2 protein-coding genes are annotated in these 1371 nt (G+C 64.3%); both read right to left on the bottom strand.

What is annotated here, in order from left to right; translation table 11 throughout:
* A partial coding sequence (locus HX846_RS34475; protein ID WP_178967179.1) for a MalY/PatB family protein occupies positions 1–837 on the bottom strand: 837 nt, incomplete at its 3' end.
* A gap of 59 nt (positions 838–896) precedes the next feature.
* The coding region (locus HX846_RS34480) for an FMN-dependent NADH-azoreductase (RefSeq protein ID WP_178967180.1) at positions 897–1371 on the bottom strand (475 nt) is incomplete at its 5' end.

Consider the following 1371-nt stretch of genomic DNA (forward strand, 5'->3'; position numbering starts at 1 on the left):
GCAGTCGCTGTAGGCCGCACGCGTGGCTTCCAGGCCCAGGGGGCTGACGCTGTCGACCATGCCGCAGCGGGCTTGGTTGAAGCGCTCGCGGATCTCGGGATTCTGGATCACCGCGAAGCAGGTCTTCAACCCGGCGACGTTATACGCCTTGCTCGCCGACATCAGGGTGATAGTGCGCTGGGCAATCTCGGGGCTGAGGCTGGCGGTGGGAATATGCCGGCGGCCGTCAAAGCACAGCTCGGCGTGGATTTCATCGGAGACGATCAGCGCACCCTGGTCCAGGCAGGCGCTGGCCACGGCAAACAGTTCCTCACGGGGGAAGACCTTGCCCATCGGGTTGTGCGGGTTGCTCAACAGCAGCGCCCCGGCGCCGGTGAGAGCCTCACGCATCGCCACCAACGGCGTGAGGTACTCGCCTTCGGCGCTCAGCTCAAACGGCACTTCGATCTTCGGCAGGTTCCAGTGGCCGGGCGCCAGGCGGATCGGGCGATAGTTGGGGGTTTGCAACACCACCGGTTGGCCGGGTTGCACAAATGCGTGCAGCGCCATGTTGAAACCGGGTTCGACCCCCGGCAGGAACAGCAGCTCATCCGGCTGTACGCGCCAGGCGTACTTGGCCCACAGGTCGGCGACGATCGCCTCGCGCACGCCATCGCAAGCCACGCTGTAGCCGAGGATCTGCTGACCCAGTCGCTCGTGCAACGCTTGAAGCACGGCCGGTGGGGCAGCGATGTCCATGTCGGCAATCCACATCGGCAGAACGTCTTGCGGGTAACGACTCCACTTGGTGCTGCCGGTGCCGAGGCGGGAGTGGATCGTGTCGAAATCAAAGCTCATGGGTGGCTCGTATCAGGGAGGCGGGCGTAGAAATGGCGCTGATTCTAGCGCCATTAATTTTACGCGCCAGCGCTGATTGCCGCCCGGGCGCCCGCTTGCCGGTCAAATGCCTCGGCCAACTGCGCGTGGGCCTGTTCCAGGCTGCGCTGCACGGCGGCTGCGCCACGCACCATGGCCCCCAGATAGACGAAATCCACCGCGTGAATGCCCACGGTTCCAAGGATCGCCTGCAGGTAGGGCGTGAGGAAGTCGGGCTCGCGGTTTTTTCGCGAACTGCCGGAGCTGACCAGCACAAAGGTGCGCCGGTCCTTGAGCAAGCCGACTTTCTCAAACTGCGGATTCACCGTGAAACTGCGGTGGATGCGCACCACATGGTCGATCCAGCACTTGAGGGCCGCCGGCACCGTGAAATTGTGCACGGGGGTGCAGATGATCAACAGGTCACAGGCTTCCAGCTCGACAATCAGTTGCTCGGAGCGCTCGGTTGCCGGGCCGCTCAGGCCGCCGGGCGTGGTCAGGGCGTTGGCGTATTCC

Origin of the sequence: Pseudomonas sp. K5002 (genome assembly GCF_013386655.1) — a bacterium.
Classification (GTDB): Bacteria; Pseudomonadota; Gammaproteobacteria; order Pseudomonadales; family Pseudomonadaceae; genus Aquipseudomonas.